The organism is Sphingobium sp. 15-1, from assembly GCF_013375535.1.
In the GTDB taxonomy this organism is placed as follows: domain Bacteria; phylum Pseudomonadota; class Alphaproteobacteria; order Sphingomonadales; family Sphingomonadaceae; genus Sphingobium; species Sphingobium aromaticivastans.
The window spans coordinates 457,953-484,127 of sequence record NZ_JABXJG010000001.1 but is presented as its reverse complement, the minus strand read 5'-3'; the positions used below and the strand labels follow the sequence as shown (position 1 = coordinate 484,127).

Below are 26,175 nucleotides of genomic sequence, written 5' to 3'. Positions count from 1 at the left end.
TCCGGATCATGATTGAGCGGGTTGCCAGCGCAGCAGGGACTGGCGCAGGCGGCGGAACAACTGGTTGATGAGGAAGCCGAGTGCGGCGGTCACGCCGATCACCACCAACATGATGTCGAGCCGTTGCTGGACCTGGGCGGTCTGCATCGCGACGCCCAGGCCCGATCCCGCGCCCGTCAGCAATTCGGTGCCGATGGTGGAAATCCAGGCAAAGGCCAGCGCCTGGGTGATGCCGGTCAGCACCAGCGGCATGGCGGCAGGCAGCAGGATGAAGCGGATGCGCTGGAGCGTGGTGAAGCGGTAGATACCGCCGACCTCCAGATAGCGGCGCTCGACCTGCGCGACCCCGGCATGGCTGTTGAGCATGGAGGGGAAGAAGGCCGACATACTGACGACGATCAGCTCCGTCCCCTCACCCACCCCGAACCAGAGGCCGATCAGCGGCAGCCAGCCGATCATCGGCACCTGCCGCAGCGCGTGAAGCAGCGGCCCCAGCAGCCGGTCGACCGGCTTCCATATGCCCATCGCAATCCCCGCCGCCACGCCCAGCGGCGCGCCAATGGCAAGGCCGGTGAAGGCGCGTCGCAGCGTGGCCAGCGTGTCGCGCAGCAGGTCGCCGCTGCGCAGCAGTTCGGCCAGCGCGGAGGCGACGGCGGCGGGCGGCGCGAAGGTCACGGCATGGGCGCTCGCCTGCCACTGCCACAGGAGGATGAGGAGCAGCGGCGCGAACAGGCCGATAACGAGCCGGACGGGCCAGCGGGCGAGTTGATCCTTCATGCCGTCCTCCAGCGGGTGGCGCGGTTTTCGACCCAGCGGGCTCCGCGATCGAGCAGAAAGCCGATGAGGCCGCTGACGACCACCCCGGCCAGCACGACGTCGATCTGGAAGAGTTGCCGTCCCATCTCCATCATCTGGCCGATGCCGCTGTCGGCCGCGAGCAGCTCTGCCGCCACCAGCACGACCCAGGCGCGGGTCAGGGAAATCCGCAGGCCGGTGAGCACGGCGGGCACCGTGGCGGGCAGCAGGATGCGGCGGATCAACTGGAGCAGGCTCAGGCGATAGACTTTCGCGACGTCGAACCAGTTGCGCGGCACGCCCCTGATGCCATCGAAGGTGGCGAGCGCCATCGGGAAGAAGGCGGCGATGGCGACGACCGCGATCTTGAAGGGCTCATCGATCCCCAGGAACATGACCATCAGCGGCACGAAGGCGATGACAGGCACCTGCCAGAGCGTCAGGAAAAGCGGCGACAGGACGGCTTCGACCAGCCGCGACAAGGCCAGCGCCGCGCCGAAGACCATGCCCGCGACCGCGCCGATGGCGAAGCCGACCAGCAACCGGGTGAGGCTGTCCCCGACATGCCGCTGCAACTCGCCGGATGCAGCCATGTCGGCCAGCGCCTGGGCGACGACGCTGGGCGGCACCAGCACTTGCGGCGGGAACAGGCCGCTGAGGCAGGCGACCTGCCAAAGCGCCAGCAGCGCGATCGGCGCGGCCCAGGCTGCTGCGACGGCCTTGCCTTGGGGAAAAGCAATCAGCTCCGCCCCCTGCCGTCATGCGCCCAGAACTGCTCCAGCTTCAAATCCTTGAGCGCCTTGTCCACGAAACGCTCGTCGATCAGCGCGTCGGCATCCACCTTCTTGCGGATCAGGCCGCGTTCCAGCGCATAATCCGCGACCGAACGGTAATGCGCCAGCACCGCCGGATTGAAGACCGGCGAGAAGCGTTCCCGCCACGGAATGCCGCTATTGGCATAATCCTTCGCCACAATGTCTTCCGGCAGGGCGCCGCGCGCGGCCTTGCGGATGACTTCGGCCTTGTTCGCTTCGTCGGAGGACCATGCGGCGGCGCGGACAAAGGCATCCACCACCAATTGGGCCAGGTCCGGATGCGCGTCGACAAAGTCCGCCCGGCCGAACAGTTCGGCGCGCATCTTCCAGTCGGCGGGCGCATCCCTGGTCGACCAGATCACATGACCAATACCCTTCTGCTCGACCAGCAGCCCGTCGGACAGCAGCACGGCGGCGTCGACGCTGCCGGATTCCAGCGCGGCGGGCGTGGCCGACGGGTTGATGTTGACGATCTTGAAGTCATCGAGCTTCAGGCCGCTGCTGTCGACCAGCTTGGAAAAGGGCAGTTCCCAGGGCCGTCCGCGATGGAGCGCGATCCGCTTGCCCTTGAGGTCGGCCAGGCTTTTCGCCGCCAGCCCCTTACGCGCGACGATATAGACGTCCTGCCCCTGCCCCACCGGCGCCACGATCTTCAGCGGCACGCCGCCAGCGACGGCGATCGCGGCGGGGAAATCGCCATAGGAGGCGAAGTCGATCCGCTTGCCGGAAAAGCCTTCGTTGATGAGCGGCCCGCCCACCGCGGTCGAGACGGGGGTGAAGACCAGCTCGACCCCCTTCTTCGCCAGTTGCTCCTTCAGCCAGCCCTGCTGGATGACGACGCCGTTCAAGCCGTTGAACACCTGCTTGCCCTGATAGGGATAGGCGATCGACGCGATAGTCAGGGTCTTGACCGCTCCGCCGTCCTGGACTCCGCCGCAGCCCGCCAGCAGGGCGCAGCCGAACAGCGCCATGATGGCGGTCAGCCGCTTGCGGACTTGGATAAGGAAGGACGCGCTGTTCTGATAGGCCACTATGCAGGCTCCGTTGATGGCTATGCCGGCATTCAATGCATGTCGTGTGCCAACCGGCGTTTCGGCGGCTCTGCGTGGGTTCGCCCGGCGCAAGGGCTCCCCGGCTGGTGATTTTGCCGCAGAAACGATGGCCGGATTGCGCGAAATGAAGCGGCCGCTGCGGCCAGGAACTATCCACGTCGCGGCACGGCGCATCTGGCACGAGCTTTGCGATGTGTGCATCCTGTGGTGGTGTCAGGGCCAGTCCCCGAATGGAGAATGAAGATGGCAAACAGCGTCGCGCGTCCGGACAGCGTCTGGGTGACGCGCTGCCCGGTCCCGGCGGCATCCGGCGTGGCGTGCGCCAAGGGCTGGATGGCGGAAGCCTTCGGGCAGGACGGCATTGTCGTCAAACGGGTTCAGGAACTGGGGCTGAACCTGGTCGCGGACGATCCCGACAACCAGGCGCGGCATCTGTTCCGCGAGGGCGGCAATATTCAGGCGCTGGCGGCGCGGGCGCTGGGCGCGCCGACGCGGGTGATCGGCCTCACCTGGATCGACGAGCGGCAGGCGATCATGGTCCGGCGCGATGTCGGCATCATGGCCCCGGGCGACCTCAAGGGACTGCGCTTCGCCCTGCCCGGCTATGCCCGGACCCATGGCGAGAGCATCGCGCGCGGCATGGCGCTGCACGGCATCAAGAGCGCGCTGGCGCTGGCCGGACTGACATTGGAAGATGTGCAATTGATCGAAATCCCCGCCCCGCCCGTCGAACAGGCGAGCGTGGAGGGGATGCGCCGGCTCTGGCTGGGCCTGGAATGGCTGGCCGCCGGGCGGGTGGACGCGGTCTATGTGAAGGGATCCGCGGGCGCCGAGGCGGCGCAGCGGCTTGGGCTGGAAGTCAGCATCGATCTCGACGCCTATCCCAGCCGCCTCGCCCGCGTGAACAACGGCACGCCGCGCCCCATCGTCGTCCACCAGCATATGATCGACCATCATCCCGATCTGGTCGAACGCTTCCTGGAACAGAGCCTGCGCGCGGCCGACTGGGCGGCGGGCAATCCGCCCGAACTGACCGCCATCATCGCGCAGGAGACGCTGTCCGGCATTGAGGGCGTCGAGGCGGCCTACCGCAACAATTTCCATCGCGCTCTCCACCCAGACCTGTCGGACGAGCGGGTCGAGATGCTGAAGATCCAGGCCCATTTCCTCTGGCTGCACGGTTTTCTGGAGACGCCGGTGGATATTGACGGCTGGGTCTGCGCGGCGCCGTTGCGCGCCGTGATGGAGCGCCGCGCGGAACTGACGCCGCCCCTCTGACCGTCGCGCTGAAAGCTCAGCTAGTCCCTGAAGTTTATTTTCTACTGAATCAGAAGACAATTAGCTGCTATCGTTCCGGCGCCAGAGATGGAGACGCTATGAGGAACAGTTCGCACAGCCGCGCCGGGGACCGGGCCGAAGTCGGCTTGGTGTCTGCGACGAACGACGACGGCCGCCCCCTGCTGGCCTATGATTGCGACCAGCATCATGCCGTGGGCCCCCGCGCCCGCGCGCTCATCTTCAACGATCCCCGCTCGCGCGCGCTGCTGCCGCTGATCGAGCGGGTGGCGCCCAGCGACGCCAATGTGCTGATCATGGGCGAGACGGGCACCGGCAAGGAATTGGTGGCGCGCTATGTCCACAGCCTCAGCAACCGGGCGCACACGCCCTTCGTCGCGGTCAATTGCGGCGCCTTTTCCGAGTCGCTGATCGAGGGCGAACTGTTCGGCTATGAAAAGGGCGCCTTCACCGGCGCCAATGTCGCAAGGCCTGGGTGGTTCGAGGCGGCCAATGGCGGGACGCTGTTCCTGGACGAATTGGGCGACCTCTCGCTACCCTTGCAGGTGAAGCTGCTGCGCGTGTTGCAGGAGCGGGAGGTCGTGCGGCTGGGATCGCGCAAAGCGGTGCCGCTCAATGTCCGGGTCATCGCAGCGACCAATGTGGAATTGCAGCAGGCGGTTCAGGAAGGGCGTTTCCGGTCCGACCTTTTCTATCGGCTGCAAGTCGTGGCCATCCCCCTGCTACCCTTGCGGGAGCGGCGGGCGGACATCCTGCCGCTGGCGCGCCATTTCCTGGAAATCTACGGTTCGAAAGCAGGCGCCAACCGGCTGGAATTGAGCGCCGCCGCCGAGGAGGCGCTGTTCCAGCATAGCTGGCCAGGCAATATTCGCGAGTTGGAAAATGCGATCCACCGCGCGACGCTGATCTGCGAGGATGGCCGCATCCAGCCGGCCGACCTGGGATTGGGCGATCTGGGCGAGGCAGGCGAACCGGGCGGCGACGCCGCATCGCTGGAGGAGGCGGTGCGGCCCTTCATCGCCCGGCTGTTGAAAAATGGGCATGATCAGTTGCTGGACCGGCTGGTGGCCTTCACGGTGACGGAAGCCTTCCGGCTGTGCAGCGAGAATCAGATCAAGACCGCCGAAGCGCTGGGCATCACCCGCAATGTGGTGCGGACGCATCTGAAGAATCTGGATTTGATCTAAGAGGGCGGAGTGGCCCTTTGTAGCCGTTAAGCGATACGTGCTCCTGCGAAGGCAGGAGCCCAGTTCAAGCGATGCGATGATACACGGAGGGTGGGACTGGGCTCCTGCCTTCGCAGGAGCACGGTGTATTCAAGGGAGGGAGAAGGTCAGCACCTCCCTACCATCCGATGCGCTAACGACCCAGAACGACCCCCAAGCGCTCCACGGTGAAAAAGCAGCAGCCCCGCTGTTCAATATGCCGCACTCCGACCGGCCGCCTCTCTCCAAATCCCACGCAATTCCGCCATTTTCCGGATTGGCACGGCTCTTGCGATTTTCTCCGGGCAACCAACCGGAGATTTGCCAGCCGTGCCGACCCTATCCGACAGCGCCCCGACAAAGGCCAACCAGCCCGATGAGATCTGGTTCACCCGCTGCCCCGTTCCGACGGCCACGGGCATCGCCTACAAGCTGGGCTGGCTGACCGAGAGTTTCGAGGGCGACGGCATTACGCTGCGCACCTTGCAGGAGTCAGGATCGGAACTCGGCCGGCACCATTATGACCACCGCCTGCCCACGCTGATCCGCGAGGGCGGCAACATGCTGGCCATCGCCGCCCGCGCCCAGGGCGAGCCGACGAAGCTGGTCGGCCTCACCTGGATCGAGGAGAGCCAGCTCATCCTCGCCCGGCCCGATTCCGGCATCCGCTCCGCAGCCGACCTCAAGGGCAAGCGGCTGGCCCTGCCCGGCTGGAGCCATAATGACATCCCAAGCCATGTGCGCGGCACCAGCATCGCGCGCGGCATGTCGCTCGCGGGCCATAAGGGCGCTTTGGCGTCGGCGGGGCTGAGCTTCGACGATGTCGATCTGATCGAGACGCCCGACCGGCTGCGCAATATCGGCGGCAGCGGGCGCGACCTGCAACCACGCGGATCGGGCCAGCGCAGCGGCGTCGGGCGGCTCTGGCCGATCGAGGCGCTGGTCGAAGGGAAGGTCGACGCCATCTATGTGAAGGGCGCCGCCGCGCTGGATCAGGCGCGGGAGAACGGCCTGGTCGTCGCCATCGATCTCGATGCCCTGCCCGACCCGCGCTTCCGCGTGAACAACGGCACGCCCCGTCCGATCACCGTCCATCAGAGCCTCATCGACGATCATTTCGACCTGCTGGTCCGCTTCCTGGCCGTCACCCTGCGCGCAGCCGATTGGGTTGCGGAACAGCCCGACCGGCTGCGCGACATCCTCGAATATGAGACGGAAGGCAGCGCGCAGGCCGTCGACCAAGCCTATGCCCGGCTGCACGAAGGGCTGCACCCGACGCTGGACGACGAACGGCTCGCCCTGTTCGATCTCCAGAAGAAATTTCTGTTCACGCACGGCTTCCTCGACGCGGATTTCGCGCTGTCCGACTGGGTCGATCCCAGGCCGCTGGAAGCCGCCCGCGCCCTCAACGCCCAGCGTCCCCAACCTGTCGCCATTCCAGCCTGAAAGGAAATAAGCATGTCTGACACCAACGGACTTTCAAGGGATACGATCGGCTTCGTGCTGCAAACCGAGAAGGACGCCCGCCGCGCCTTCCGCGTCCTGCGCGAGACCCATACCATCTCGGCCAGCGGCACCCTGTTCTTCGCCGTCCGCATCCCCGACGAAGACAAGATCATCACGCTGAACTATGCTGGTCTTTGGGAGGATGATCCCGACCAGGCCGTGACCAGCGTCATCGGCTTCGACGGCACCCTCCATTGGGGCAACGCACCGGGCGGCGCGGCGCGCTATCTCAAGATCTTCAAGAAATATCCGGACTTCCAGGCGATCAGCCATGTCCACACGCCGCATCTGGGCGCCTATTCGCAGGCGCATTCGGAACTGCCACTGCTGTACGTGCCCAACCGCCGGTTCCGCTTCACTGCGCAGCTTCCGGTCTATATCAACCGCCGCCAGCCTGAGCCCGACTTCATCCTGGAGGCGATCGAGCAGGATCGCGAAGTCCCCGGCATCGTGGAAGCCAATGGCGGCGCGACCATCTGGAGCTGGAAGAGCCTCCGCGACCTTACCAACACCATCGTGCTGCTGGAGGAAGGCGCGCAGTTCCAGATATTGGGGCAGGCGCTGGGCGGATCGAAACCCTTCGGCCCCGGCGTGCTGGAGCAGCAGTGGAAGATGGGCAAGCTGGTCCCGCCCGACGCCCGCGTCGACGATGACGGCACGATCCACCTGCCCGAACCGGCTGTGCAGGCCGCTGAGTAACATTTGAAGTTCGGCGCCCGTTGCTGAGCGGGCTGCGGTCAATCGGGACACTTTTCCTTATCCTTATGTTCGCCCTGAGCCTGTCGAAAGGCCTTCCTTCTCTTGAAGAAGTAAGAGGCTTCGACAAGCTCAGCCCGAACGGAGGTGGGGTGCTTCCGGTCAACCGCGCCATGCTCCAGCAGCAGGCGTCGCTTTCCGGAGCGATCCCATGTCCCAGAAGAAGCGCGAGCTCGCGCTTGCCGTATTCCTCACCCGCCACGGCCATCATCCCGGCGCCTGGCGCCAGCCGGGCACCGCCGATACCGGCAAGCCCGATTTCCGCTATTGGGCCTACCTCGTCCGCACCGCCGAGCGCGGCAAGCTGGACGCCGCCTTCTTCGCGGATTTCGTGGGGCAGAGCGGCGACAGCACCAAGGGGATCGCCCGGCGGCACGCTTTCCTCGATTTCGAACCGCTGACCGCGACGGCGGCGCTGGCCAGCATCACCAGCCATATCGGGCTGGTGGCGACGGTGAACACCAATTTCGAGCAGCCCTATGCGCTGGCGCGGCGCTTCGCCTCGCTCGACCATATCAGCGGCGGACGGATCGGCTGGAACATCGTGTCCTCGCTGGCGGACGGCGCAGCGAAAAGCTTCGGCATCGACCAGCCGGCCAGCCATGCCGAACGCTATGCCCGCGCCCATGATTTCGTGGAACTGGCCAAAGCGCTGTGGAACAGTTGGGAAGACGACGCCTTCGAAGGCGCGGACAAGGAGAGCGGCATCTACCTCAATGCCGACGCCGTGCATCCGGTCCATTATCGCGGGCCTTATTATGGCATCGACAGCGTGCTCGACATGCCGCGCCCGATCCAGGGTTATCCCGTATTCGCGCAGGCGGGCAATTCGGAGGTCGGCCGCGATTTCGCCGCCCGCCATGCCGAGATGATCTATGCCGCCGCCCAGTTCATCGAGGATGCGCAGGCCTTCTACAAGGATGTGAAGGCGCGGGTGGCGGGCTATGGGCGCGATCCCGACACGCTGAAAGTGATGCCGGGCCTGTCCTTCACCATCGGTTCCAGCCTTCAGGAAGCGCAGGACAAGTTCGGCGCGCTGGAGGAGAAAGTCGATTTTTCCGGCGACCTCAATCTAATGGGCCATGATGTCAGCGCCTATCCGCTCGATGGGCCGCTGCCCGACCTGCCGGAGCCGGAGAATGGCAAGGGCCGCTGGCGGCAGCTCACCGCGCTGGCACGGCGCGAGAATCTCACCATCCGCCAGCTTTTCCTGCGCTTCAACGCGGTGCGCGGGCATCGAGTGGTGCTGGGCACGCCGGTCGACATTGCCGACCAGATACAGGACTGGTTCGAGCGCGACGCCGCCGACGGCTTCAACCTGATCCCGCCGCTGCTGCCGAGTTCGCTGGAGGATTTCGTGAACCTCGTGGTGCCGGAACTCCAGCGGCGCGGGCTTTTCCGGACTGACTATGAGGGCACGACGCTGCGCGAGCATCTGAACCTGCCGCGTCCGGAGAATCCGAATGAGCGGGTTGCTCCAGCCGAAGCCGTTCTGGAGTCCGCCGCTTAGAACTGCCGTTCGCCTGCGCAGGCGCTCGAACAAGACAAGCGGCTCGTGAGAGCCCAAGCCCGCCGCCTGAAAATACGCACCCTCTGAACTGGGCTCCTGCCTGCGCAGGAGCATGTCGCATTTAAAATCGAAAGGATTGCCGAATGAGCAACAAACTCGACACGCTCTGGTACACACGCTGTCCCGTCCCCACCGGCCTTGGCATCGCCATCCAACAAGGCTGGCTGGAGGAAGCCTTCCGCGCACAGGGCACCAGCCTGTCCTCGCTGCTCGAATCCAGCGATTTTTCCAAGCGCGAGTCGCATTTCTCGCACACCGTCCAGAACAGCGTGCGCCATGGCGGCAATATCCCGGCGATCAGCGCGAAGGCGCGGGGCCGCGACACGCGGGTTATCGGCCTGTCCTGGGCGGACGAGACACAGTTGATCCTCGCCAGCCCGGAATCCGGCATCGAGACGGTGCGCGACCTGAAAGGCCGGCGCTTTGGCCTGCCCAACTGGAAGAATGTCGAGATCGACTTCACCCGCGCACAGGCCATTCGCGGCCTTGAAAATGCATTGCGGCTGGAGGGACTGGAAGTCTCCGACGTCGAGATCGTCGATCAGGACATCAAAACCCATTATAGCGACGGACAGGCGCAGACCATCGGTGGCACGCTCGCCTGGAACGGGCGCAGCACCAGCCGGGCGCGGGCTAACAATCTCGAACTGATCGCCCTGCTGCGCGGCGAGGTGGACGCGATCTTCCTGAAGGGCGCGAGCGGCGCTCAGATCGCGCATCAATTCGGCCTGACCACGGTGATCGACACCGGCATCCATCCCGATCCGCTGGTGCGCTCCAACAACGGCACGCCGCGCACGCTGGCGGTGGACGGCCATCTGATTGACCATCATTTCGACGCCGCCGTCACCATTGTCGAGCAAGTGCTGCGCGCCGAGCGTTGGGCGCAGTCCCACCCGTCCGAAGTCCGCCGCTATCTCGCCCGCGAAACCAACAGCAGCGAATATTGGGTCAGCATCGCCTATGGCGAGGACGCGCAGACGAAGCTGAAGACAGACCTTGCCGAACAGTCGGTCACGGCCATTCAGGACTTCACCAACTTCCTGCACCGCTGGAACTTCTTGCCCCAAAGCTTCGACGTGCGCGACTGGATCGACGCCCGTCCGCTGGAAGCGGCGCAGTCGCTCGCGCTCGCAAGCTGAACGAGACCATGGGGGAGAGAGGATTTCTGCAACGCAGCCCGTTGCTGCGCTGCCTTGCCATCTATGGCGAGATGCCGGGCCGGTTCGCGCTGACGGCGGTGCTGCTGGCCGCCGTCAACGTCGCGCTGGTCGGCCAGCAGGTGATGGTCGGCCATGCCGTGCAGGAAGCGCAGCATGGCAGGCTGGTCGTCGCCGGACCGGACGGGCTGCTGCATTATGACCGCGCCTGGTTCTGGGTCGCGCTGCTGATCGGCCTCTCGCTGGCGCGGGCGGCGGTGCAATATGGCGCGAGCCTCCTCTCCCTCTCCATCGGCCAGCGGCTGCTGACCATCCTGCGCGGGCGCATATTGACGCAGATACAGCGCCTCGACCTTGCCTATCACTGGAGCCATGGCGTGGGCGAGATGGTGACGCGCATGACCCGCGACGCCGACAAGGTGCGCGACGCGCTGATCAATTTCTGGCGGCAGATTTTCGAAACCGGGCTGATCGTGACCATCTCGCTTGGACTGCTGGCGCTCTATTCGCCCTGGCTCGCTTTGGGTCCGCTGGTGCTGCTGGCGCTCGGCATCGGCCTGCTCTGGTCGGAAGCCGACACGCTGGTGGCGCTCGACCGGCGGATCGGGGATGCCTATGACGCCGTGACGCAGGACCTGTCCGAAGGCGTCAACGGCGTCCGCGTCATCAAGGCTTTCTCGTTGGGCGAGGCGCGCGCCGAGCGCTTCCGCCGCCATGTCGACCTGTTCCGGGTGGAGGCGCGGGCGGCGATCCGCCACGCCTGCCGCCGCATTCCCCTGCCCCAGACGATCATCGCCCTATCCCATGCCTGGGTGCTGGGCCTGGGCGCCTGGATGGTGGCGCATGGCGCGCTCGGCCTGGGCGCGCTGGTGGCGGCGATGCTGGTCGTCAACACGCTGGTCCTGCGGATCGAGAGCATCGGCCGCCTGTTGCAAGTGATCGCGGACGCCCGCGCTTCGGCTGCGCGCATCTGGGAAGTGCTGGATGCGGAGCCGGTCATCAATTCGGGCAATGCGCCGCTGCCCGAAGGCCCCATCGGTTTCCGCCTGTCGCATGTCGCCGCCTCGCCGCTGGGTGATGGGGCAACCGTGCTGCGCGACCTCAGCCTTGCCGTGCGGCCGGGCGAGGTCGTGGCGCTGGTCGGCGCGACCGGATCGGGCAAGAGCATCCTCACCGCCCTGCTCCCCCGGCTGGTGGAGGTGGACGAGGGCCGCGTCGAACTGGGGTCGGCGGAAACCGGCTGGCGGGACGTGCGGACGAGCGACCTGCATGAGTTGCGCCACCGCGTCCATGTGCTGCCGCAGGAAAGCTTCCTCTTTTCCGACACGCTGGCCGCCAATCTGCGCCTCTGCGCGCCCAATGCGACCGACGACGATCTGCGCGCGGCGCTGGACAAGGCGGCGGCGGGCGAATTGCTGGCCCGCCTTGAGGACGGGCTGGAAACGCGGGTGGGCGACCGGGGCGCGACCCTCTCGGGCGGCCAGCGCCAGCGTGTGTGCTTGGCCCGCGCATTGCTGGCGGACGCAGACATATTGATCCTGGACGACGCCACCAGCGCCCTCGACGCGCAGACCGAAAGGCGGGCCATCGACAATATCCGCAAGCTCCGCGCCGAACGCCCGGTCACTCTGCTGATCGTCGCCAGCCGCCTGTCGACCGCGCTCGCCGCCGACCGGGTAGCGGTGCTGAGCGGCGGCCGGATCGTCGCAGAGGGCACGCATGAGCAATTGTCGCAGGACAGCGCGGCCTATCGCGACCTGATGGGACTGTAAGACACATGAACGCATTCAGAGGCGACAGCGCCCTGTCCGACATCGAACTGGAGGAGAAATTCTCCCAGCGCAGCCTGAACCAGAGCGTGGTCGAACGGCTGATCCCGCTGCTTGCGCCGATCTGGCGCCCCATCGCGGCGGTCATCGGCATAGAGATGGTGCAGGTGCTGGCGATCTTCGCCCGGCCGCTGCTGATCGGCCTCGTCATCGACCAAGGGCTGCGCCATGCTGAGACCAAGGCCGGGGACGGCATCGACGCCCCGCTGATCGCCTGGGCCTGCGCCGGGCTGGCGGCAAGCTGGGCCGTGCGTTTCGCGCTGGGCGGCCTATCGCAATATTGCGCCGGGGTTGCGGCGATCCGCCTGCTCAACGACCTGCGCAGCCGCGTCTTCGCTCATGTTCAGACGCTGAGCGTCGGCTATTTCGACCGCACCAAGGCGGGCCGCATCATCGCCCGCGCCGACCGCGACGTCGACACGCTGGAACCGCTGCTGATCCAGGGACCGCCGGAATTCCTCTCCGCCCTATTGCGGCTGTGCCTGTCCGGTTTCCTGCTCTGGCTGATCGCGCCGGTTCTGCTGGCGGGGCTGGTGGCGGTGGTGCCGGTCCTGATCGTCGCCACCTTCCTCTTCAAGCGGGTGGCGCAGCGCAGTTGGGCCAAGGTGGCCGAAAACCGCAGCCGCTTCACCGCCCATCTGGTGGAAACCGTGGCCGCCATCCGCCTGATCAAGCAATCCGGCCGCGAGCGGGAAAATCTGGCCAAATATCAGGGGTTGCTGGAGGATTTCAACAGCTCCCTGATCTACGGTTCCGTCCGCTCGGGCTGGTTCGCGCCCTTTACCGGCCTGCTGACCACGGCGGGCCTGGCGCTGACGCTGGTGGTCGGCGGGCGTGGGATCGCGCTGGGCACGCTGACCCTGGGCGAACTGACGCAGAGCCTGTTCTACGTCTTCCTCTTCCTCGCGCCCTTGCAGGAATTCAGCGACCTTTTCGAGCGTTTCGCCAACGGCACCGCCTGCGCCCAGCGCGTCTTCCTGCTGCTCGATACGCGGCCCGAGATCGTGGACCGGGCCGATACCGCCGTGCTGGAGGCCGTCGAAGGCAGGATCGAATTCCGCAACGTCCGTTTCGGCTACCGCCCCGGCCAGCCGGTCATTCGCGACCTCAAGCTCGACATCGCTGCGGGCGAGCTATTGGCGATCGTCGGCCCGACCGGCCATGGCAAAAGCACGCTCGTCCAATTGCTGACGCGCTTCTACGATGTGGACGAAGGATCGGTCCTGCTTGATGGACGCGACATACGCGGCATCTCCGAACGCAGCCTGCGCCGCCATATCGGCGTGGTGCTTCAGGACAATGTTCTCTTCGGCGGCACCGTGCTGGAAAATCTCCGCCTCGCCCGGCCGGAAGCCAGCGACGAGGAACTGATCGCGGCATCGAGGCGCATCGGCGCGGACGACGTGCTGAATGCCCTGCCCCACGGCTATGCGACCCATGTCGGGCCGCTCGGCAGCCAGCTCAGCCAAGGCCAGCGGCAACTGGTCTGCCTCGTCCGCGCCTATCTGGCCGATCCGTCGGTGCTGATCCTTGACGAAGCCACATCGGCCGTCGACGTCAGCACCGAAAGGCGCATCCAGCGAGCCTTGCGGGTGCTTTGCGAGGGGCGGACCTCCATCGTCATCGCCCACCGTCTGGAAACCATCCGGTCGGCGCACCGCATCGCCGTCATCGAAAATGGCGAGGTGCGGGAAATCGGATCGCACCGGTCCCTGCTGGACAATGGTGGACGCTACGCCGCCATCTACCAGGCGCATGAGAAAATAGCGGCCCTGATGGAGCGCCCGCTGACGGCTGCCCTACCCTGATCCCGCGATCTGGGCGGGGCGGCCAGGAAGCGGCGGCGATATTTCCCTTGTTGCGAACCGTTCGCGTGGAACCGACACGTCCCTTGACGACTTCCATCGCGTGACCATCCAAGGAGGAGAGAGACCATGGCCGACCCCCAATTCACCGATGCGATCGCCCTTCTGAAAGCCGATCACCGCAAGGTGGAGGATTTGTTCGAGCAGTTCGAAAAGGCCGGATCGGCGGCGCGCAAAAAGGCGCTGGCCCAGCAGATCTGCCTGGAGCTGAAGGTCCACACGCTGATCGAGGAGGAAATCTTCTACCCCACATTTCGCGGGAAGATAGAGGACGACACGCTCGACGAAGCCTATGTCGAACATGACGGCGCCAAGATGCTGGTCAACGACATAGAGGAAGGCGACCCGGCCGACGATTTCTTCGACGCCAAGGTCAAGGTGCTGTCCGAAGAGATCAAGCATCATGTCCGTGAGGAGGAGATGCGGGGCGAAGGCATGTTCGCCCAATGCCGGAAGACGGACGTCGATCTGGTCCAGCTTCGCGATGCGATGATGACGCGCAAGGCGCAGTTGTTGCGGGAGGCGAAAAATGGCGGCCTTCCGCCCGCCAAGCCCCGCGCGATCCATCTGCTGCCCGCCTGATCGGCGCGCATCGAACCTTATTCCCTCCGGTCGGTTCGCGGGGCGCGCTTTTCGGCATCGCCCCGCGGACTAACCTGTGTGATGGCGGTCAGCGCGGCTGCGGTTATCATCGCGCGGCAATGACAGGGAGAGAGCCCGTGTCCCGCCATGACGATGCGTCCTATTTCGAGGCCCGGGCCAAAGAGGAAATCCAGAAGGCAAGCGATGCGAAATTGCGCGGCGACAATGGCGCGATGATCGCGGTTCATGCCGAACTGGCCGTGCGCTATCAGGCCAAGGCCCTGCAATTGCAGCGCGGCTGACCCTTTTCCCAGGATCGCGGATCTTCCCGCAAGGGGACTAAGGCGCGCCGCCGCGATTTCCCCGACATGAAGCAAGGCATCGGGACTTGAAAGCCGTCCCCGCTCCCGCCATCTGGCGGTTCGGATTCCATTGGCCGGATTCCATCAGGGAGAGCTTTCGAAACCGCCATGACCACCACGACCGGCACCGCACCCGAAACCCGTTCCTTCGAGGCCGATGTCGCCCGGCTGCTGCACATGATGGTGCACTCGGTCTATTCGGACAAGGACGTCTTCCTGCGCGAGCTGATCTCGAACGCGGCGGACGCCTGCGAAAAGCTGCGCTACGAACTGCTGAGCGATCCGGCGCTGGCCGGGGATGACGGGCAGCCCCGCATCACCGTCACGCTCGATCCCGATGCTCGCCAGCTCATCGTCGAGGATAATGGCATCGGCATGAGCGAGGTGGAGCTGACCGAAGCGCTGGGCACCATCGCCCGCTCCGGCACCCGCGCCTTTATGGAGCGCGTCACCGCCTCCAAGGAAGGAGAAGGCGCTCAATTGATCGGCCAGTTCGGCGTCGGCTTCTATTCCGCCTTCATGGTCGCGGACAAGGTGGACGTCTTCTCCCGCCGCGCCGGGGCCGACACCGCCGCGCATTGGGCGTCGGACGGCCTGGGCAGCTACACCATCCAGCTTGTCGATCCGGCGGAGGCTCCCGCCCGCGGCACCCGCATCGTCCTTCACCTGAAGGAAGACGCCGCCAGCTACACCGAGCCATTCACCACCCAGCGCATCGTCACCGCGCAGTCGGGCCACGTCCCCGTCCCCATCTTCCTCAAGGAAAAGCCGGATGCGGAGGAAAAGCAGATCGCGGATGGCGCGGCGCTCTGGACCCGTCCGAAGTCCGACATCACGGCGGAGGAATATACCGACTTCTACCGCAGCACCGCCGGCCAGTTCGATGAGCCCGCGCTGACCCTCCATTATCGCGCCGAGGGGCTGCACGAATATTCGGTCCTTGCCTTCCTCCCTTCCATGCGGCCGTTCGACCTGTTCGATCCGGATCGCGCCGGGCGGATGAAGCTCTACGTCCGCCGGGTGTTCATCACCGACGAGGCGCAGATATTGCCGCGCTACCTGCGCTTCGTGCGCGGTCTGGTCGACAGCAACGACCTGCCGCTCAACGTTTCGCGCGAGATGATCCAGGAAAGCCCCGTCCTCGCCGCCATCCAGAAGGGCGTCGCCAACCGCATCCTCTCCGAACTGGACAAGCTGTCCGAGAAGGATGGGGAAGCCTATCTCAAATTCTGGGACAATTTCGGCGCGGTCCTGAAGGAAGGGCTGTACGAGGATTTTGCCCGGCGGGAGGCGCTGCTTGGCCTCGCCCGCTTCAAGAGCACGGCGTCGGGGGAAGGCTGGCGCTCGCTGAAGGACTATGTCGAGGCGATCAAGGACAATCAGACCGCGATCTACTATGCGACGGGCGCCGATCTCGACCGTCTCGCCTCCTCGCCGCAGCTCGAAGGGTTCCGCGCCCGCGGAATCGAGGTGCTGCTGCTCACCGATCAGGTCGACAGCTTCTGGGTCACGGCCGGAGTCGATTATCAGGGCAAGCCGTTCAAGTCCGTGACGCAGGGCCTGGCCGACCTCAGCCTGATCCCGCTGGCCGACGGCGAGACGCCCGCCACGCAGGCATCGGCGGAGGTCGACGGCTTCATCGCCTATGTCAAGGATGTGCTGGGCGAGGAGGTCTCCGACGTCCGCGCATCGGAACGGCTGACGGAAAGCGCCGTCTGCCTGGTGGCGCCGGACAATGCGATGGACCGCCAGCTCGAAAAGCTGCTGGCCGGGGCCGGGCGGCTCGACAATGCGGCCAAGCCGGTGCTGGAGATTAATCCCCGCCATGACCTGATCGCGAAACTCGGCACGCTGGCCGAGGGCAGCGATCTGCGCGAGGATGCGGCGCGGCTGCTGCTCGACGAGGCGCGGATCGCGGATGGCGAGCTGCCATCCGATCCCCGCGCTTTTTCCGCGCGCCTCGCCCGCATGATCGGCGGCGCGATCCGCTAAGGCGCGGTTGGCCGGGTCCGCCCGGCCAACCCGGCGATGGAGCGCCAGACGACAATCCGCTTGCCAGCCCGGCGAAAGCGCGCCAAGCACGCGGCAACAGAAAATGAGGGGATAGCGCGTCGATGAGCTATTATGACGTTCTGATCGTAGGTGCCGGGCATGCCGGGGCGCAGGCGGGCATTTCGCTGCGCCAGCTCGGCTTCGATGGGTCCATCGCGATGATAGGCGATGAAAAGGACCCGCCCTATGAACGTCCGCCGCTGTCCAAGGAATATTTCGCGGGCGACAAGAGCTTCGACCGCATCCTGATCCGCCCGGCCAGCTTCTGGGAAGAGCGTAAGATCGACATGCTACTCGGCCTGCGCGTGAAGGCGGTCGACCCGGTCGGCAAGTTCGTGACTGCGGGCGACCGGGAAATCAGCTATGGCAAGCTGATCTGGTGCACCGGCGGCTCCCCGCGCATGCTGAGCTGCGCCGGCGCCGACGCGCCCAATGTCCATGCCGTCCGCCGCCGCGACGATGTCGACGCGATGATGGCGAAGATCGACCAGATCGAGCATGTGACCGTCATCGGCGGCGGCTATATCGGGCTGGAGGCTGCCGCCGTCCTCTCGAAATTCGGCAAGAAGGTCGTGCTGCTGGAAGCGCTGGACCGCGTGCTGGCGCGCGTGGCGGGCGAGGAATTGTCGCGCTTCTATGAGGCGGAGCATCGCGCCCATGGCGTCGACCTGCGCACGGGCGCCCGCATGGACTGCATCGAGGTCACCGACGGCAAGGCGACCGCCGTGCTGATGCAGGATGGCGAGCGGATCGAAACCGACATGGTGATCGTCGGCATCGGCATCATCCCCGAAACCGGCCCGCTGATCGCGGCGGGCGCGGCGGGCGGCAATGGCGTGGATGTGGACGAATATTGCCGCACCAGCCTGCCCGACATCTATGCGGTGGGCGATTGCGCCGCCCACGCCAACAGCTTCGCCCGGGGCGCGCAGATCCGGCTTGAGTCGGTGCAGAACGCCAATGATCAGGCGAAGACGGCCGTTGCCCACATCATGGGCAAGGAAGAGGCCTATCATGCCGTGCCCTGGTTCTGGTCGAACCAATATGATCTGAAGCTCCAGACGGTGGGCCTGTCGACCGGCCATGACCAGACGATCCTGCGCGGCGATCCGGCGACCCGCAGCTTCTCTGTCCTGTACATGAAGGGCGGCAAGCTGATCGCGCTCGACTGCGTCAATGCGGTCAAGGACTATGTGCAGGGCCGCGCCCATGTCGTTTCCGGCGCGGCGCTGGATCAGGCGCAGTTGGCCGATGCGAGCGTGCCGCTCAAGGAAGTCGGCCTCGCCTGAATGGATGGATGAAGGTCAGCCCCGAAAGCTGGCCTTCATCGCCAATTCCCAAGGCCCGCCGCGATAATGCCAGGCGGCAAGACCGGCAATGGCAAGCGGCCTTGGGTTAAAGCCCCGCCGCAAGTCGGTCGCCAGCGCCTTCGCCTCGGCCGGTTCGGCTTTGTTCTGCACCGTGACGTGGAAACGCGGCCGCCCCTGATCCTGCGGCGCCAGCAGGCCCGCAAAGGCCTCCGCCAGTTCCTCCCGTATCGCCATCAGTTCCGGACTTTCCACCCGATAGGCGACCCCCCGCCCCAGCAGCATCACCTCCGCCAGTCTCGCAACGGGCGGCGGACCCGCGCAGAGCCGCTTCAACCGCAGCGCCACTTCCGCCAAAGCCGAAGGCGGCAGATGATGGAACAGCGTGATATGCGCCGGCACCAGATTGCGCCCGGCCGGGAAATGCGCGCGGCGCAAGCCGTCCGCCCAGGCGAAATCCGCCGCCCCCATCAAAGCCGTCACGATGATCGGCGCCGCCACAGCCTCACCTGCCAAAATCCGGCATCTCCTTTCGCGAAATCCCGTCAGCCGCTATGATCCGCTCCGGCGGCCCGACGGGCAGGCCGCCGATACAGGGGGGAACCGCCATGACCGCGTCACGATCCTTTCGGGCCATTGGAATCCTGTTGCTGCTCTGGAACCTGATGGGGATGGCCGCCTTCATCATGCAATATAGCGCAGACCTCAACCAGTTGGCGAAGACCGATCCCTATACCGCCAGGATATTCGCTTCCATGCCCGGCTGGGTCTGGGCGGCCTATGCGGTCGCTGTCGGCGCAGGCACGATGGGCGCGATCCTGCTGCTGCTCCGCAAGGCCGCCGCCGCGCCCTTGTTTCTGCTCTCCATCATCGCCGTGATCGTGCAATTCGGCTACAGCTTCATCCACACCGACCTGCTGGCCGTGAAGGGCTTCACCGCCGCGATCTTCCCGGCCGTGATCCTGATCGTCGCCCTCTTCCAATGGCGCTATGCCAGGGGGCTGATCGCGAAGGGCGTTCTCCGCTAGCATGTGGAGCGTTTAGCGTGAGGACGTAATGGGACGGGAAGCAAACCTTCATTCCATTTGAGGATAGCGTGCTCCTGCGAAGGCAGGAGCCCAGTCTCATCGCCTATGGATCACCGCACCGCAAGAACTGGGCTCCTGCCTTCGCAGGAGCACGTACCGTCCAATGACGACAACTAGACAATATCCAGCAATTTCACGCATCCAGAGCAATGCTGATCCAACTGCATCCGCCCGCTGCTCCAAGCTTCATCCGCGCAAAAAGCGCCCTAAGCCGCCGACAGCACCGCCTCCTGCCCGACCGAGTCCAGATCGAAGGGCACCGTCTGGTACATTTCGTTGATCCAGTTGCCGAACAGCAGATGGGCATGACTGCGCCAGTGATTATGCGGAGCCCGCGCCGGATCGTCGCCGGGGAAATAATGGGCGGGCAACTGCCTCGCCCCATCCCGCGCATATTCCTCGGCCAGCGTCAGCGTGTCATATTCCAGATGGTTGAACATATGCAGGAAGCCCCGGCCCGGATCACCGATCAGGCAAAGCCCGGATTCCTTGCTCTCCGCCAATATCTGCAAGCCCTGCCCTTCGGGAATATCCTCCCGCCGCACTTCCGACCAACGGGACACCGGAACGCAGAAATCGTCGGAAAAGCCGCGCATCCAGGGCGATGACGGCACATGGTTATGATGCCGGAACAGGCCGAAGGCCTTCCGCTCCAGCGCATGTTTCTCCACGCCATGGAAATGATGCAGCGCCGCCTGCGCCGCCCAGCAGATGCTGAGCGAGCGATGCACATGGGTCTGGGTCCAGTCGAAAATAGCGCGCAGTTCATCCCAATAGCTCACCGCTCTGAAGGGCAATTGCTCCACCGGGGCCCCGGTAATGATGAAGCCGTCGAACCGCTCGCCCCGCACATCGCTCCAGGGACGATAGAAGGACGCCATATGATCGGCGGACGTGTTGCGCGACACATGGTCACTGATCCGCACCAGCGTCAGTTCGACCTGGAGCGGCGTCGCCCCCAGCAACCGGGCAAGCTGCGTCTCCGTGCTGATCTTGTTCGGCATGAGGTTGAGCAGCGCGATCCGAAGGGGGCGGATGTCCTGCCGCACCGCATCGACTTCGCGCATGACGTCGACGCCCTCGGCCTCCAATATGGGACGGGCGGGCAGGTCGTCGGCTATTTTGATCGGCACTTCACGTCATTCCCTTTTCCGGAGCGACGCTGACGATGTGGCTTGGGTCCGCTTGGTTGCCGGATCGGCCACATCCTCCTTCACGGAGTACCACCTTGCCCGGATCGGCAGGTTGGCGTTGGGCGTCGCCCCAACTCTTGATGCTGCCGGCTAGATAGGCGGATGGCGCGCGTTTGGCAATCGCTGCTTTACGGAAGAAAAGGAAAAGTTGAGGCGGGAAGTGGCTAATGGTGGCCAGTTGCTGCGTTTAAACGCGTCGTGTTGCTGCGGAGGCAGGAACCCAGTTCAGGCGTTGCGATGACACACTGAGGGCAGGACTGGGCTCCTGCCTCCGCAGGAGCACGGTGTATTTCAAGGACAGGAGCTCCGCCCTCCACCTATTTCAGCGCCTAAAGCTCCCCCCGGGCCCGACGGATCTCAAACCATTTGCGCACATTATCATTATGCTCTTGCAGCGTATCGGCAAAGATATGCCCGCCCTTGCCGTCCGCGACGAAGTACAACGCCTTGGTCTCCGCCGGATGCAGCACGGCCAGGATCGACAGCCGCCCCGGATTGGCGATCGGTCCCTTGGGCAGCCCAACCATCGCATAGGTGTTATAGTCATTGACCGCCGCGATCTCCGACTTCTTGATCCGGCGCCCCAGCGGCTTGCCCTTGGTGATTGGGTAGATGATCGTCGGGTCCGCCTGCAACATCATGCGGACCTTCAGCCGGTTGCCATAGACCCCCGCCACCATCGGCCGCTCGGAGGGCACGCCGGTTTCCTTCTCGACGATGCTGGCCAGAATGATCGCCTCTTTCGGCGTCCTGGCGACCGTATTGGGCGCCCGCTCCGCCCATAATTTCTCCAGCGCCTTGCTCATCGCGGACTGCATGCGGCCCAGCACTACGGCGCGGCTCTCGCCCTTGTCGAAGGCATAGCTGTCGGGCAGCACGCTGCCTTCCGCCGGGACCGCTATATCCCCGGTCAGTTCCTCATTCGCCATCAGCCGCTCATGGACCAGGATGGATGGCATTCCCTCCGGTATGGTCACGAGCCGGGTCAGCGTCTTGCCGCCGCCCAATATCTTGAAGATGTCGCTGTTGCTGGCGCCCTTGGGGATCAGGAATTCGCCCGCCTTGATCGACTTGCCACGCCCGAAGACCTTGGCCCGCGTCAGAAAGGCATCGGCGGAGCGCACCGCGCCCTTCTGCTTGAGCAACACGGCGGCATCCGCGACGGTTGCGCCCTCCGGCACGACGATCGTGATGTCCTTTGCCGCAGGCCCCGCCTCCGTCCATCCATAGACGAAGCGGAACGCGACGAAGGCCGCGACGGCGAGGCCAACAGCCAGGATGCTCCAGCCAAGCCGCCGCATGGGGCTGTTCTCAGACCGCCTTCATGATCAGCGAGGCGTTGGTGCCGCCGAAACCGAACGAATTGTTCAGCACAGCGCGCACCTTGCGCTCCTTGGCGACGTGCGGGACCAGGTCCACGCCCTTGCAGCTTTCGCTCGGCTCGTCGAGGTTCAGCGTCGGCGGCACGATCTGGTCGCGGATCGCCAGGATGCAGAAGATGCTCTCCACCGCGCCCGCGCCGCCCAGCAGGTGGCCGATCGCCGACTTCGTCGAGCTCATCGACATGGTGCCGAGATGTTCACCGAACAGCCGCTTGACCGCGCCCAGCTCCAGCTCGTCGCCCAGCGGCGTCGAGGTGCCATGTGCGTTCACATAATCGATGTCAGCCAGCGAAAGCCCCGACTTCTTGAGCGCCATCTGCATCGAACGATAGCCGCCATTGCCCTCCGGATGCGGCGCGGTGACGTGATAGGCGTCGCCCGACAGACCATAGCCGATGACCTCAGCATAGATCCTGGCGCCACGCGCCTTGGCCCGCTCATATTCTTCCAGCACGACGACGCCCGCGCCCTCGCCCATGACGAAGCCGTCGCGGTTGACGTCATAGGGACGCGAAGCCTTTTCCGGCTGGTCGTTGAACGCGGTCGACAGCGCCCGCGCCTGGGCGAATCCGGCGATACCGATCGGGCATATCGCGCTTTCCGCGCCGCCCGCCAGCATGACGTCGGCATCGTCCATCGCGATCATGCGCGCCGCGTCACCGATCGAGTGCGCGCCGGTCGAGCAGGCGGTCACCACAGCATGGTTCGGCCCCATCAGGCCATATTTGATCGAAACCTGACCCGAGATCAGATTGATCAGACGCCCATGGACGAAGTGCGGCGAGACGCGGCCCGGCCCCTTGTTCGCCAGCACCAGCGATTCGCTCTCAATGCCCGGCAGACCGCCGATACCCGAACCGATCGAGCAACCGGCGCGCAGGCGTTCCTCTTCCGACATATTGTCGAGGCCTGCGTCGCGCAGCGCCTGGCTGGCGGCGGAAATGCCATAGACGATGAAGGGATCGACCTGCCGCTGGATCTTGTGGTCCACGTCCAGCCCGGCATCATAGCCATATTCGTGATCCGCCGGCTTCACCTCGCAGGCGATGCGGCACTTATATTCGCTGGCGTCGAAGCGCGCGATCGTGGCCGCGCCGGACTTGGAAGCGATGATGTTCTTCCAGGTCGTTTCCACATCCCCGCCGAGCGGGCTGACCATGCCAAGGCCGGTGACGACAACACGACGCATATGCTTGCTCCGAAAATTCTTCTTTGGCTCAACGCCGCCCATCTAGCCATTCAAGACGGTCTTGTGAACGGGGAGCAGATACGAAAAGGCTCCCCAAGACCCGGTTTTCGCCGGACAGGAGGAGCCATTTCCTTCAAACGCGGCGGCCACCCGTGGTCAGGCAGGCCGCCAAAGCGCTCTTACTGCTTGCTGTCGATATAATCGATGGCGTCCTTGACGGTGGCGATCTTTTCCGCCGCGTCGTCGGGGATTTCGACGCCGAATTCTTCCTCGAACGCCATCACCAGCTCGACGATGTCCAGGCTGTCAGCGCCCAGATCGTCGATGAAGCTCGCATCCTCAGTCACCTTTTCGGCTTCGACGCCCAGATGCTCGACGACGATTTTCTTTACGCGATCCGCGGTCTCACTCATGAGTGGTCCTTTTTACTGGGTATCGTTGATGGTTCTGAATATTTGTTAAGGCATGCCCTAGAGGCAAGCCCAACGAGAGGCAAGAGGCAAGAGACAATCGGGTGGCACGCCCCACCTGCATTCGACTCCTCAGCCCCGATGGCACAAGGTTGCCGTTTTGCAAATGCCCAAAATTTTCGGGCGCGATGGAATAAACCCGCCGCGCCCGACAAAATCAGATCATCGCCATGCCGCCGTTGACGTGCAACGTCTGGCCGGTGACGTAACCCGCTTCCTTGCTCGCCAGATAGACGACCGCCGCGCCGATGTCCTCGCCCGCGCCCAGGTCGCCCGCCGGAATCTTGGTGAGGATCGCGCTTTTCTGCGCATCGTTCAACGCATCGGTCATGGCCGAACGGATGAAGCCCGGCGCGACGCAGTTCACGGTGATGCCCCGGCTCGCCAGTTCCTGGCCCAGCGACTTGGACATGCCGATGATGCCCGCCTTGGACGCGGCATAGTTGGCCTGGCCCGGATTGCCGGTGACGCCCACGACCGAGGTGATGGAGATGATCCGCCCGAAACGCGCCTTCATCATCGGCTTGGCGGCGGCGCGGGCAAGGCGGAAGGCCGCCTCCAGATTGACGGAGATCACGTCCGACCATTCCTCATCCTTCATGCGCAGGATCAGATTGTCGCGGGTGATGCCCGCGTTGTTGACGAGAATGTCGATCTTGCCGCCCAGCGCTTCCACCGCCTGCCCGACCAGCGCGTCGACCGCCGCCGGATCGCTGAGGTTGCAAGGCAAAATCGGATGATCAATCGGGCCGCCATTTGCCTGTGAAACGGAAAAGTGAACACTTTCACCATCACGCAGAATTTGCATCTTGGCACGCGCAGCTTCTAATTTCTCCGCGCTAGTGCCAGACAAAGCGACTTTGGCACCCTGCTTCATAAGCGCGCGGGCAATTTCAAACCCGATGCCCCCCGAAGCGCCCGTCACCAGCGCGGTCATGCCTGTCAGATCGAACATGTCAGTCTCCCTTGAAGTTCGGCGTCCGGCGCTCGAAAAAGGCGTCGATCGCCTCATCATGATCCGCCGTCGCATGGGCCAGCGCCTGCATCGCGCCCGCCATTTCCATGATCTGGTTCAATTCCGCCGTCTGCGCGGCGCGCAGCAGCCGCTTGGTCATCCGGGTGGCATGAGGCGGATTGGCGGCGATCTTGTCAGCCACCGTCCGCGCCGCCGCCAGCAGGTCGGCATCCGGCACCACCTCGCTCACCAGCCCGATCCGCAGAGCCTCTTCCGCATCGATGGTCTCGCCGGTCAGCGCCAGTTCGCTCGCCTTGGAAAAGCCGACGATACGCGGCAGCAGCCAAGCCCCGCCATCGCCCGACACGATGCCCAGCTTTACGAAGGACTCAGCGAATTTGGCCGATTGCGCCGCGATCCTGACGTCGCACATCAATGTCAGGTCGCAGCCTGCACCGATGGCGGGGCCATTGACCGCCGCGACCACCGGCAGTTCGATCGCCTGGAACAGCAGCGGCAAACGCTGGATTCCTGCCCGGTAATTGCGCCGCGTCTGCGCCGGCAGCGCCGCCCGCAAGCCCCCGGCATCGGGCCGCATCGCATTCAGGTCCCCGCCCGAGGAAAAGGCGCTGCCCGCCCCGGTCAGGATCGCCACGCGCACCGACAGGTCGCGCTCCGCCTCCTCGAACACCGCGCACAGGGCATCAACCATCGCCGGGTCGGAGATCGGATTGCGCCGGTCCGGCATGTTGAGCGTGACCGTCAATACGGCCCCGTCTCGGCTGGTGAGGACGGGAGCGCTGCTCACATCGCCCCCAGGGCGGCCTCAATATCGTCCATCGTCACGATGCTGCGCACGGTGGCGTCCGGCGCGATGCGCTTGACCATCGGCCCCAGCACCTTGCCGCCCAGCTCGACGAATTCGGTGACGCCCGCATCCCACATGGCGGCGACGGATTCGCGCCAGCGCACGCGGCCCGTCACCTGCTCGACCAGCCGCAGCTTGATCTCCTCCGGATCGGCAATCGCGCTCGCCAGCACATTGGCGTAGACCGGCAGCAGCGGCGTGTTGATCGCGGCCTTGCCCAGAGCCTCCTCCATCGCCTCGGCGGCGGGCTGCATCAGCGGGCAGTGGAAGGGCGCGGAAACCGGCAGCAGCACGCCGCGCTTGATGCCATGGTCCTTCACCAGCGCCACAGCGCGCTCAATCGCGCCGCGATGGCCGGAAATCACCACCTGGGTCGGATCATTGTCATTGGCGACGGCGCAGACCTCACCCTCGGCGGCAGCCTCGGCCAGCGCCTGCGCCTTCTCTATGTCCGCGCCCAGCAGGGCCGCCATCGCGCCCTCGCCCACCGGCACCGCCGCCTGCATCGCCCGTCCGCGCAACTTCAGCAGCTTCGCCGTGGTGCCGATGTCGAACGCTTCGGCGGCACAGAGGGCGCTATATTCGCCCAGCGAGTGACCGGCGACGTAATCGCCCTTTTCGGCCAGCGAGAAACCGCCTTCCTTCTGCATCACGCGCAAGGTCGCCAGCGCGTTCGCCATGATCGCGGGCTGCGCGTTTTCCGTCAGCGTCAGGTCACTTTCCGGACCTTCCACCATGATGCGGAACAAATGCTGCGACAGAGCGTCATCGACCTCCTGAAACAGCTCCTTCGCGGCCGGGCTCGCATCGGCCAGCGCCTTGCCCATGCCGACCGACTGGCTGCCCTGCCCCGGAAAAAGAAATGCCCTCATCATCCA

At 65.1% G+C, this 26,175-nt stretch carries 24 protein-coding genes and 1 riboswitch; of the genes, 13 read left to right on the top strand and 11 right to left on the bottom strand.

Annotated elements, in window-relative coordinates; genetic code table 11:
- Positions 1–6 precede the first annotated feature (6 nt).
- The 3 genes from HUK72_RS02250 to HUK72_RS02240 all read right to left on the bottom strand — a co-directional run bounded on the left by HUK72_RS02250 (position 7) and on the right by HUK72_RS02240 (position 2,641).
- Positions 7–777 (bottom strand): ABC transporter permease, encoded by a 771-nt coding sequence (locus HUK72_RS02250; RefSeq protein WP_255325587.1) that lies wholly within the window; start codon positions 775–777, stop codon positions 7–9.
- Positions 774–1,430 (bottom strand): ABC transporter permease, encoded by a 657-nt coding sequence (locus tag HUK72_RS02245; protein ID WP_369805916.1) that lies wholly within the window; start codon positions 1,428–1,430, stop codon positions 774–776. Before HUK72_RS02245 ends, HUK72_RS02250 begins: the two co-directional genes overlap by 4 nt.
- 104 nt (positions 1,431–1,534) lie before the next feature.
- Positions 1,535–2,641 (bottom strand): ABC transporter substrate-binding protein, encoded by a 1,107-nt coding sequence (locus HUK72_RS02240; RefSeq protein ID WP_336953013.1) that lies wholly within the window; start codon positions 2,639–2,641, stop codon positions 1,535–1,537.
- A 264-nt stretch (positions 2,642–2,905) separates the two neighbouring features.
- On the opposite strand from HUK72_RS02240, the gene HUK72_RS02235 reads away from it, so the two are divergent.
- The 12 genes from HUK72_RS02235 (at position 2,906) to HUK72_RS02180 (ending at position 18,134) form a co-directional block, all read left to right on the top strand.
- Entirely contained in the window at positions 2,906–3,940 is a 1,035-nt protein-coding gene (locus HUK72_RS02235) for an ABC transporter substrate-binding protein (RefSeq protein ID WP_218035894.1), read from the top strand.
- Between the two features lie 98 nt (positions 3,941–4,038).
- On the top strand, positions 4,039–5,145 hold the full coding sequence (locus HUK72_RS02230; protein ID WP_176595343.1) for a sigma-54-dependent Fis family transcriptional regulator: 1,107 nt from the start codon (positions 4,039–4,041) through the stop codon (positions 5,143–5,145).
- Positions 5,146–5,493: 348 nt separating this feature from the next.
- Positions 5,494–6,609, top strand: a complete 1,116-nt coding sequence (locus tag HUK72_RS02225) for an ABC transporter substrate-binding protein (RefSeq protein WP_176595342.1) — start codon at positions 5,494–5,496, stop codon at positions 6,607–6,609.
- A gap of 12 nt (positions 6,610–6,621) precedes the next feature.
- A complete protein-coding gene (locus HUK72_RS02220; RefSeq protein WP_176595341.1) occupies positions 6,622–7,368 on the top strand; it encodes a class II aldolase/adducin family protein in 747 nt (248 codons plus the stop codon).
- Between the two features lie 208 nt (positions 7,369–7,576).
- Entirely contained in the window at positions 7,577–8,935 is a 1,359-nt protein-coding gene (locus HUK72_RS02215; RefSeq protein ID WP_176595340.1) for an LLM class flavin-dependent oxidoreductase, read from the top strand.
- 143 nt (positions 8,936–9,078) lie between these two features.
- Complete coding sequence (locus HUK72_RS02210; protein ID WP_176595339.1) at positions 9,079–10,137, top strand: ABC transporter substrate-binding protein; 1,059 nt, start codon at positions 9,079–9,081, stop codon at positions 10,135–10,137.
- Between the two features lie 8 nt (positions 10,138–10,145).
- Positions 10,146–11,927 carry an ABC transporter ATP-binding protein gene (locus HUK72_RS02205; protein WP_176595338.1) on the top strand — a complete coding sequence of 594 codons (1,782 nt, stop codon included), beginning with the start codon at positions 10,146–10,148 and terminating at the stop codon, positions 11,925–11,927.
- Positions 11,928–11,932: 5 nt separating this feature from the next.
- On the top strand, positions 11,933–13,792 hold the full coding sequence (locus HUK72_RS02200) for an ABC transporter ATP-binding protein (protein WP_176595337.1): 1,860 nt from the start codon (positions 11,933–11,935) through the stop codon (positions 13,790–13,792).
- A gap of 126 nt (positions 13,793–13,918) precedes the next feature.
- On the top strand, positions 13,919–14,431 hold the full coding sequence (locus HUK72_RS02195) for a hemerythrin domain-containing protein (RefSeq protein ID WP_176595336.1): 513 nt from the start codon (positions 13,919–13,921) through the stop codon (positions 14,429–14,431).
- Positions 14,432–14,568: 137 nt separating this feature from the next.
- Positions 14,569–14,733, top strand: coding sequence for a hypothetical protein (locus HUK72_RS02190; protein ID WP_176595335.1), 165 nt, complete (start codon positions 14,569–14,571; stop codon positions 14,731–14,733).
- Between the two features lie 168 nt (positions 14,734–14,901).
- The gene (htpG, locus tag HUK72_RS02185; RefSeq protein WP_176595334.1) at positions 14,902–16,785 is read left to right on the top strand and encodes a molecular chaperone HtpG; all 1,884 of its coding nucleotides are present in this window, start codon (positions 14,902–14,904) and stop codon (positions 16,783–16,785) included.
- A gap of 122 nt (positions 16,786–16,907) precedes the next feature.
- A complete protein-coding gene (locus HUK72_RS02180; RefSeq protein ID WP_176595333.1) occupies positions 16,908–18,134 on the top strand; it encodes an NAD(P)/FAD-dependent oxidoreductase in 1,227 nt (408 codons plus the stop codon).
- 15 nt (positions 18,135–18,149) lie between these two features.
- On the opposite strand, the gene HUK72_RS02175 is transcribed toward HUK72_RS02180, so the two are convergent.
- On the bottom strand, positions 18,150–18,653 hold the full coding sequence (locus HUK72_RS02175; RefSeq protein WP_176597700.1) for a 2'-5' RNA ligase family protein: 504 nt from the start codon (positions 18,651–18,653) through the stop codon (positions 18,150–18,152).
- A 107-nt stretch (positions 18,654–18,760) separates the two neighbouring features.
- Here HUK72_RS02175 and HUK72_RS02170 point away from each other — a divergent pair, with 107 nt between their 5' ends.
- On the top strand, positions 18,761–19,180 hold the full coding sequence (locus HUK72_RS02170; protein ID WP_176595332.1) for a sugar transporter: 420 nt from the start codon (positions 18,761–18,763) through the stop codon (positions 19,178–19,180).
- A 266-nt stretch (positions 19,181–19,446) separates the two neighbouring features.
- On the opposite strand, the gene metA is transcribed toward HUK72_RS02170, so the two are convergent.
- The 7 genes from metA to fabD all read right to left on the bottom strand — a co-directional run bounded on the left by metA (position 19,447) and on the right by fabD (position 26,169).
- Positions 19,447–20,373: a homoserine O-succinyltransferase gene (gene metA, locus HUK72_RS02165; protein WP_176595331.1), complete on the bottom strand. Its 927-nt coding sequence runs from the start codon at positions 20,371–20,373 to the stop codon at positions 19,447–19,449.
- Positions 20,374–20,415: 42 nt separating this feature from the next.
- A riboswitch (SAM-I-IV-variant riboswitch) is annotated at positions 20,416–20,522 on the bottom strand.
- A gap of 240 nt (positions 20,523–20,762) precedes the next feature.
- Positions 20,763–21,734 (bottom strand): endolytic transglycosylase MltG, encoded by a 972-nt coding sequence (mltG, locus tag HUK72_RS02160; protein ID WP_176595330.1) that lies wholly within the window; start codon positions 21,732–21,734, stop codon positions 20,763–20,765.
- Positions 21,735–21,744: 10 nt separating this feature from the next.
- A complete protein-coding gene (fabF, locus tag HUK72_RS02155; RefSeq protein ID WP_176595329.1) occupies positions 21,745–23,004 on the bottom strand; it encodes a beta-ketoacyl-ACP synthase II in 1,260 nt (419 codons plus the stop codon).
- 179 nt (positions 23,005–23,183) lie between these two features.
- Positions 23,184–23,417 (bottom strand): acyl carrier protein, encoded by a 234-nt coding sequence (locus tag HUK72_RS02150; protein ID WP_007689016.1) that lies wholly within the window; start codon positions 23,415–23,417, stop codon positions 23,184–23,186.
- A 214-nt stretch (positions 23,418–23,631) separates the two neighbouring features.
- A complete protein-coding gene (gene fabG, locus HUK72_RS02145; protein WP_176595328.1) occupies positions 23,632–24,429 on the bottom strand; it encodes a 3-oxoacyl-[acyl-carrier-protein] reductase in 798 nt (265 codons plus the stop codon).
- 1 nt (position 24,430) lies between these two features.
- Positions 24,431–25,237 carry a crotonase/enoyl-CoA hydratase family protein gene (locus HUK72_RS02140; protein ID WP_176595327.1) on the bottom strand — a complete coding sequence of 269 codons (807 nt, stop codon included), beginning with the start codon at positions 25,235–25,237 and terminating at the stop codon, positions 24,431–24,433.
- Entirely contained in the window at positions 25,234–26,169 is a 936-nt protein-coding gene (gene fabD / locus HUK72_RS02135; protein ID WP_176595326.1) for an ACP S-malonyltransferase, read from the bottom strand. The genes HUK72_RS02140 and fabD overlap by 4 nt, the downstream gene beginning before the upstream one ends.
- Positions 26,170–26,175: the final 6 nt, after the last annotated feature.